The 8274-nt window shown below is 58.6% G+C and carries 3 protein-coding genes; 1 reads left to right on the forward strand and 2 read right to left on the reverse strand.

Annotated elements, in window-relative coordinates:
* Positions 1–3 precede the first annotated feature (3 nt).
* Positions 4–3264, forward strand: a complete 3261-nt coding sequence (locus ASF70_RS09215) for an error-prone DNA polymerase (RefSeq protein WP_062579175.1) — start codon at positions 4–6, stop codon at positions 3262–3264.
* Positions 3265–3900: 636 nt separating this feature from the next.
* Here the strand turns inward: ASF70_RS09215 and ASF70_RS09225 are convergent.
* Both ASF70_RS09225 and ASF70_RS09230 read right to left on the reverse strand, forming a co-directional pair.
* Positions 3901–5667 (reverse strand): EAL domain-containing protein, encoded by a 1767-nt coding sequence (locus ASF70_RS09225; RefSeq protein ID WP_062453745.1) that lies wholly within the window; start codon positions 5665–5667, stop codon positions 3901–3903.
* Between the two features lie 48 nt (positions 5668–5715).
* The gene (locus tag ASF70_RS09230) at positions 5716–6423 is read right to left on the reverse strand and encodes a GGDEF domain-containing protein (protein WP_244473997.1); all 708 of its coding nucleotides are present in this window, start codon (positions 6421–6423) and stop codon (positions 5716–5718) included.
* Positions 6424–8274 lie beyond the last annotated feature (1851 nt).

The following is an 8274-nucleotide window of genomic DNA, read 5'->3' on the forward strand; positions in this document are numbered from 1 at the left end:
ACTATGCGCTATGCCGAACTCCAGGTGACCACGCATTTCTCGTTCCTGCGCGGTGCAAGCTCCGCGGAAGAACTGTTTGCCACGGCGGCCGCACTGGGCATCGACGCCCTTGGTGTCGTCGACCGCAACTCGCTTGCCGGCATTGTCCGGGCTTGGGAAGCGGCGAAGACAACCGGGGTGCGCCTGGTGGTGGGCTGCCATCTCGATCTCACGGATGGCATGTCGCTGCTCGTCTACCCGACCGACCGGCTCGCCTATTCCAGGCTCACCCGGCTGCTGACGCTTGGCAAAAGTCGGGGCGGCAAGGCCAAGTGCGTTCTCGACCTTGCTGATGTCGAGGCCTATAGCGAGGGCCTCATCGCGATCCTCATTCCGGATGAGGCGGACGATGTCTATGCGGGTCAGCTCCGCAAGGTGGCCGCAGTCTTTGGTGACCGCGCCTATGTCTCGCTCTGCCTGCGGCGGCGTCCGAACGACCGGCTGCGGTTGCATGATCTGTCGAACTTGGCGCAGCGTCACAAGGTGAAGACGGTGGTGACCAACGATGTGCTCTTCCACGAGCCCGGCCGCCGACAGCTTCAGGACATCGTCACCTGCATCCGCAACCGCACCACCATCGACAGCGTCGGCTTTGACCGGGAGCGGCATGCTGACCGCTTCCTCAAGGCGCCGGAGGAGATGCACCGCTTGTTTGTCGACTATCCCGAGGCTCTCGCAAGAAGCCGCGAGATCGTCGAGCGTTGCCGTTTCGACATGAGCGAGCTGCAGTACCAGTATCCTGAAGAGGCGATTGTGCCAGGGCTCGACGCCCAGCAGTCGCTGGCCAAGTTCGCCTGGGAAGGTGCGGCGGCACGCTACCCGGAAGGCATTCCCGACAAGGTCCGCAAGGCGATCCTGCACGAACTCGACCTCATCCGGAAGATGAACTACGCCCCGTACTTCCTCACCGTCTTTTCCATCGTCCGCTTTGCCCGCTCCAGGAACATCCTCTGTCAGGGCAGGGGGTCGGCCGCCAACTCCGCCGTCTGCTATTGCCTCGGGATCACCAGCATCAACCCGGAAACAGGAGACCTCCTGTTCGAGCGCTTCGTTTCCATGGAGCGCAACGAGCCGCCGGATATCGACGTCGACTTCGAGCACAACCGGCGCGAGGAGGTCATCCAGTGGATATACGAGACCTATGGTCGCTCGCGCTCCGCCCTCTGCTCCACCGTCACCCGCTACCGAACCAAGGGTGCGCTGCGCGATGTGGGCAAGGCGCTCGGCCTGCCCGAAGACCTGATCGGTCAACTGACCTCCGGCGTCTGGGGCTGGTCGAAGGATGGCATCGGCGAAAAGCAGCTCAGGGAAAACAACATGAACGCGTCCGACTACCGGCTGCGTCTGGCGCTCGACCTTGCCTCGCAACTCATGGGAGCGCCGCGCCATTTGGGACAGCATCCCGGCGGCTTCGTGCTGACGCAGGACAGGCTGGATGATCTTGTCCCCATAGAGCCCGCCGCCATGGATGACCGCCAGGTGGTGGAATGGGACAAGGACGATATCGACGCGTTGAAGTTCATGAAGGTGGATGTGCTGGCGCTTGGCATGCTGTCCTGCATGGCCCGCTCCTTTGAGCTGCTGGCGGAGTACAAGAACGAAGCGATGGGTCTGGCAGACGTTCCGCAGGAGGATCCGAAGACCTACGCGATGATCCGCAAGGCGGATACGCTTGGTACCTTCCAGATCGAAAGCCGCGCCCAGATGGCGATGCTGCCAAGGCTCAAGCCACGCACCTTCTATGATCTCGTGGTTCAGGTCGCCATCGTCCGCCCTGGCCCGATCCAGGGCGACATGGTGCATCCCTATCTGCGTCGGCGGGAGGGCAAGGAGAAGGTGGAGTATCCGACGCCGGAGCTCGAGGCGGTGCTTGGCAAGACGCTCGGCGTACCGCTCTTCCAGGAGAGCGCCATGAAGGTTGCCATGGTCTGTGCGGGTTTCAGTGCAGGCGAGGCGGACCAGCTGCGTCGGGCCATGGCGACTTTCAAGTTTACGGGCGGCGTGTCGAGGTTCAAGGAGAAGCTCGTCAACGGCATGGTCAAGAACGGCTACTCTCAAGACTTCGCGGAGCGGACGTTCAGCCAGCTGGAAGGCTTCGGCTCCTATGGCTTTCCGGAAAGCCATGCAGCTTCGTTCGCCCTCATCGCCTATGCCAGTTCCTGGATGAAGTGCCATCATCCGGATATCTTCTGCGCCGCTCTCCTCAACTCCCAGCCCATGGGGTTCTATAGCGTTGCCCAGATCGTCACCGATGCCCGCAACCACGGGGTGGAGGTCCGGCCCGTCTGTGTCAATCGGTCTCGCTGGGACTGCACGATGGAGGAGACCGGAAGGCCCGGCCGCTTTGCGGTTCGTCTCGGTATGCGCATGGTAAAGGGGCTGCCGCTGAATAATGCTGCCAGAATTGTTCTTGCCCGTGTTGACCAGCCTTTCGAGAGTGCCGACGACATGTGGCGGCGATCCGGCGTGCCGACAGCGTCGCTGGTCAAGCTGGCAGAGGCCGATGCCTTCCTACCGTCGTTGAAGCTGGAACGGCGTCAAGCGCTCTGGGACATCAAGGCGCTGCGCGACGAGCCGCTGGAACTATGGGCGGCAGCCGCAAAGCGTGAAGCAAGGGTCGTTGCCGAGATGCAGGAACCCGACGTGTCGCTCAAGTCGATGAAAGAGGGCAGGGAAGTCGTTGAGGACTATTCCCATACGGGCCTCAGCTTGAGGTCGCATCCTGTGTCTTTCCTGCGTCCGGAACTGAAGAAAAAGCGGATCGTCACCTGCGCCGAAGCGATGGGTGAGCGCGACGGCCGCTGGCTCTGGGCGGCGGGCCTCGTCCTCGTGCGTCAGAAGCCTGGTAGCGCCAAAGGCGTGATGTTCCTGACGCTCGAAGATGAGACGGGCGTCGTCAATGCCGTCGTCTGGCCCTCGCTATTTGAGAAACAGCGCCGGATCGTCATGTCGGCTTCGATGATGGCGATCCATGGCAGGATACAGCGCGAAGGCGAGGTCGTGCATCTGGTCGCCCAGCGCCTGTTCGACTTTTCCGGTGATCTCTCCAGTCTCGGCGAGCTTGGCGGCGACTTCCCCTTGCCGTACGGCCGTGGCGACGGAGCCAAACATGGCAGCGGGCCTGATCCCCGCGACAATCCGAAGCCTGTCATCCCGACGCGCGACATCTATATCCCGGATCTCCACATCGACACGCTCAAGGTCAAGTCGAGAAACTTCCATTGACCGGCAAGGATGTCAAAGACAGCGTTGTTGATATTGCTCTCAAGTCTGTCCCGTTTTGCCTGTGCTCCGGCCGGTTACGGCTTCCCTCACAGGGTTGGAGCGGCGGGTTGCGTATCCGCACGAATTCGTCCGTGTCATCCATTCCAGGACTGACTGCGGACGTTGATAGCGTCGGCGCTATGCCCGCTTGAACGCGTAGACCAGGCGCATGCGGGAGAGGGCGCATGCTCACGATATGTCTTTTTGACGGATCAAAGTCAGCCCTCCGGTGTTGTTGAAGACAGAACGGATTATGGGATGACCGTTCTCCGGAGGCCCGCTATCGTGAAATCACGTATCGAAGTCGTCAATGCCGTGACGGATGTTTTAAGACGGTTGCGGGTCAGGCCGCCATCGCAGGTCAAGTTCGGGACGATCGCGAACACGCCCGCGACTACCGGATATTCAAGAAACGAACTTCTGAACGCGCTCTACGCCCTGGAACATGAAGGCGTCATAGCATTGCACCATGACAACAGCTTCAGCGTCTTGAAATCATCGACCTTGATCTAGCTTCCGGCAGAGCCGACACGCTTGAAACACGATGCGCGTTGGAAATTCGACATCGTCTGTTTCTCGTGCCGGCAGCCTATCGGATCAGCATGCGATCTGGTGTTCTATTTTTCTCTCGAAGAACCATTCTTCGAATGCGGCTGGCGACAGCGGCTTTGCAAAAAGATACCCCTGCGCTTCATCACAACCCATCTTGCTCAAAGCCTCGGCCGCCTCGGTCGTCTCCACCCCTTCCGCCACGACCTGGTAGCCCAGGTCGTGCGACAGCTGGATCATCGATCTGACGAGATTGGTTTCGCGAAAGCCATCATCCATGCTGCGGATAAAGGATTGATCGATCTTGACCACGGTGGTCGGCAAGGTCTGGAGATAGGACAGGCTGCTGTAGCCCGTGCCGAAGTCGTCGATCGATAGTCGGACCCCGCCATCGGAAAGCGCCTGCAACTTCGCCAGCGCGTTTGCCGCGTCCTTCATGATCGCGCTTTCGGTGACCTCCAGCTCCAGCATCGCCGGCCGGATACCATGTCTCAAGAGGGACAGTTGCACCCGTTGGACAAAGTCCGGTTCATCGAGGTTTGCCGCCGAGATATTGACCGATACCGGAACGATTACCCCCCTGGATTTCAGGTTGCCGGCTTCGCGCAGAGCGGCATCCAGAACCCACGCGGTCATCTTGCCTATATGTGGAGACTGCTCGATGATGGGAGCGAATTCGCCGGGGGAGATGGCTCCCAGTTCCGGATGGAGCCAGCGCAGGAGGACTTCTGCTCCGACGCAATGGCCATCCGGCAAACTGACACGCGGCTGGAACACGATCGATAGCTGATCGCTGCCTTGAAGGGCGTTGTCGAAATCCTGCAGCAGACGGAAACTCCGCTGGTAGCGATCGTCACTGGCCTGTGAAAAGACCGCGACATGTGTCGCTGTCAGACGAGCGTCCTGCGCTGCGCTGCTCATGGCACGCAGGAAATCCGACGGCGTGGTGTCGGGTTTGAGCGGCGCGACGCCGATTGCCGGCGTCATCAGAAATCTGAGGTCCGACTCGTCGTCCAGGTCACCCAGCAGCTGTCTGAGGTAAACCATGCAGTCGAGGCCTGCGATATTTCTGTCCCTTATGAACGCAAACTGCGTCGTGGAGACGTGATAAAGTGTTGTTTTGCCGCCAACGATCGCTCTGAGCCGCTGTGCGGCATCGCGCACTTTCGCATCGATTTCGGCTGTTCCCATCACGCGGGAAAGGTCGTCAAGCTGCCGCGTCTCGGCAAGGTCGATCAGGACACCGGTATAGGCCGTCCGCCAGGCCGGTCCTCTGAGAAGGTCGCTCACGTCCTCGGAAAACTGGGTACGATTGGGAAGCCCGCTGACCGGTTCGATCCTGCCATACGCATGTTGCAGTTCGATCTGGGCCATCACCATTGCGGCAAGGTCCTGGAGACTGGCAATCTCGTTCTCGGTGGTCTCACGCGGCTCGGCTCCAAGGACACACAAGGCGCCGAGACAATGCCCCTCGCGCGTCGTGAGCGGTGCTCCCGCGTAAAAACGCACGCCTGTCTTTGCAAGGACACTGTCGTGGTAGTGCGCATCCTTGGACAGGTCCGGAACGACGAGAAGTTCGGTACTCTCGGCCACTGCCGCACAGGGCGCCTTGTCTCGTGGAATAGACTGGTGCTCCACCCCGACACGCGCCTTGAACCACTGCCTGTCGGAATCGGTTAGCGATATGGCCGCGATCGGCAGGTCGAATATCTGGCTCGCCATGCGCGTGATACGGTCGAAGCTCTCACTTGCTGGCGTATCGAGCAATTTCAGGGAGTGCAGAGCGGCGAGACGGATTTCCTCATTGGTTTTCATGTAATATCTCAGTCGTAATGTCTTTTCGGGATAAAGTTGGGACGGCGTTTAAATTGACATTCTCACAAGGTTGCGGCCTGACGCCTTTGCCTCGTACAGACGGCGATCTGCCGTCTTGAACAGTTCTTCGTAACTGGTGTTTTCGCGGAAGGTGGCCCCGCCGATGCTGACCGACAGAAGCCCTTCGCCAACGTCCCTGGGGAAGGGCAGTGCGCGGATCCTCTGTCTTATCAGCTCGGCCGTGCGCGACGCCGTGTCATCGACAACAGCCGGCAGGAAGACGGCGAACTCTTCGCCGCCGACGCGTCCGACAAGATCTGCCGGCGACAGAGTTTCCTTGATAGCCCCAGCAATCAACTTCAGGGCCTGGTCACCCGCCTGATGCCCGTGACCGTCATTGATTGCCTTGAAATGATCCGCATCAACGATCAGAAACGATCCCGTTTGCGGAAGCGATCCCGCCCGCGCTCTTTCCAGATAGGCTTCGACCAGCATTTCGAATGCACCGCGGCTAAGCACGGCGGTAAGACTGTCTGTCGAAGCAAGCCGTTGCAGCTCCACCTTGGCGACGGCGAGTTGCCGGATCTTCTCCAGCAGAAAGTAAAAGAAAGGCCCGCCGATCAGGGTCGGGAGCAGGATGTCTGTCGCGAGTGCGCGACGAAAATGATCCTGCGACATCTCCGCGAAATTAAACGAGTCTGCCAATACTGCGGCGACAACGCAAAGAGCTGTGCCAAGCAGTGTTCCTGCAAACACACGCAGTCTCGAAGTCTCTTGACGGATAAGGTGGACGAACGGCAATGCTGTACCCTAGATTCAGACCTTCTGAATTAGCATCTGCCTATTAAGAAAAGCGCTATATCAAACACTCAAATCGTCTCGATTTGGTACGTAGATACCCGTACATGTTTGGCTTGTTCCATGCGCGGCAAGTTCGGCTTATCGACAGTGAGATCCGCTCGGGTCATGACCGGTTGAACTGCTCACGAAGTGTGCTGGCGATAGGCTCTTTTCGAAGTTGCGCTAGGACATTGTTCCCGATTGCCGGACGGTCTCTCGGGCAATCGTCGCGTGGACGAGCTGAAGCTGCGAAGTAATACCGAGAAATGACGCGCAACCAAACGCGACACCATTGGCGCTGAGAGTTTTGCAACGACCGCGATTGTTGTCGGGGAGAATTGGCTGTGCATTTATTTTTTCGCGTGTGTCCCTTGCCGTCCGGTTACGGAAAATCGGCATGGTGTCCGAGTAAATATTGAGAAATTTCAGAAGGGTAGAGTTCAAGCTCGCAGATGGCGCACGGCAAACATGTCAATTTAAGCAGCATTCGCATGGCCGAATCCGCCTTCGTCGCGCGGATCTCTAATCGTCTTGTGATTAAAAGCGAACGTAAATCGCAGTTACGCGGTGAGAGATTGTCGTCTCGCGGATCTCGATTGCAGTTAGCCGGGCTCTGATTGCAGTTACCCGGCACTCCTTGCCCTGCTCAACCGGCAAACTTTCAGTCGGGCAGGGGACCTTTGGCAGCTTGGACCGCATCGGCTTCTCTCCAGGGATGCGCGCTCGAGCAAGGACGTTTCCAAGCTTTGCAAAGGACCGCCGTGGTACTGCTCGTCACCGATCTACCTTACAACGTACTGATCGCCTGCCACGTCACCGGCCTTGGTGAGGTCAACCATCGGAGCTTGCGGTTGCATCAGGCGAGATGAACAAGGGAGCCTTCACTCCCTTTCTGCTCGAATTTCTGAAATTCCACGCGATGGGATATGGACTCGTTGAGCTCTACGATCCTATCCGGCGCACCCCATCAAAGAAGATGATGCCGGATGGGCTGTACTTAGCCAACGCTCTTTGCAGCAGAGAAACTAAAGCGAACGAGAGCGCAGGATTGCTGAGGAAGATGCTCGGCTCGCTAAGGGGGTGGCCCGGCTGAAGCAGTTTCTAGAAATTATTGGAGTCCGGCCTATAGCTTTGCTTCGTTCCCGCAATGCTCAACGAGATACTCCCCTGTTCTTCACGGGCTCAGCACGCATCCAGTCGGGCCAGAGCCCGGCTCGTTCCACCGCGACTATCATGAAAGCAAAAATCAAAACGATGACAATTATGTAGACCCGTTGCCTCGATGGCCGGCGCCGGACCATAAGCGCCATCCGGATCAAAGTTTTGGTAAGTGAGTCCATGCAACACTGGTAATGGAGAAGGCAGCCGGGCTCAACGGCGCATAACGGGGGAAATGTTCTCAGGTATAGCATGGATGCCAGCACCCTGACTGTGGGACGAAAGCGAGATGGCAACCTCATAGGCACGTTGCCGTATAGCGGGGCGGCTTCGTGAGGCAGGTCCTAGCTGTATCGCAGGATCGAACCCGCCTCGAAGTACTCATATTGGGTCTTTCCCGCAGTTGGGTGCGGGAAAGACCCTGAGCCATGGTCGAGCCTTCAGAGTAGAAAGTTATCGCCGGTCAAAGAGATTGCCCCGTCAAGATGGATACCAAAATCGGCTTTGCCATCGCCATTCACATCGCCATAGACGAACGTTTCAGTGCCATTCACCTGGTATCGCAACTCACCTTCGACCTTGTGAAACGAAGAGCCGCCGATAAAGTTA

Source organism: Rhizobium sp. Leaf321, from assembly GCF_001423215.1.
GTDB classification, from domain to species: domain Bacteria; phylum Pseudomonadota; class Alphaproteobacteria; order Rhizobiales; family Rhizobiaceae; genus Neorhizobium; species Neorhizobium soli.

What these genes read in the sequence shown, in the direction of transcription:
- ASF70_RS09225 (WP_062453745.1), bottom strand. Translation starts at nt 5,667, where the DNA reads ATGAAAACCAATGAGGAAATCCGTCTCGCCGCTCTGCACTCCCTGAAA.
- ASF70_RS09215 (WP_062579175.1), top strand. Translation starts at nt 4, where the DNA reads ATGCGCTATGCCGAACTCCAGGTGACCACGCATTTCTCGTTCCTGCGC.